Origin of the sequence: Pseudoalteromonas sp. GW168-MNA-CIBAN-0100, assembly GCF_040309225.1 — a bacterium.
Taxonomy (GTDB): domain Bacteria; phylum Pseudomonadota; class Gammaproteobacteria; order Enterobacterales; family Alteromonadaceae; genus Pseudoalteromonas; species Pseudoalteromonas arctica.
On sequence record NZ_JBEOOL010001064.1, the window covers coordinates 1 to 238 of the forward strand.

1 pseudogene is annotated in these 238 nt (G+C 37.8%); it reads right to left on the bottom strand.

Annotation, left to right across the window (positions count from 1 at the left end):
* Window positions 1–11 precede the first annotated feature (11 nt).
* A pseudogene (locus AAEY62_RS24625) lies at window positions 12–238 on the bottom strand (group II intron reverse transcriptase/maturase); the annotation flags it as partial.

A 238-nucleotide genomic window follows, 5' to 3' on the forward strand; every position in this document is an offset into this window, starting at 1 on the left:
CATGTACGGCTCTAAAACTTGGTGTTTAAAAGTGAGCTTAGTGAAGCGCTACATAAATTACCTCGATTGCTTTTACCAAATAATACCCAAGTCTTGGCCTGATTTGGCGTCGGTCGTTTTATCCACTTCATCATTAATGACTTAACGGAGCAACGATATTTCCGCGCTAGCCATTTTGCTAATTTCCAGAAAACTATACGATCAATTTTACTGTAAACTTTAGCGGTATAATCAGTAT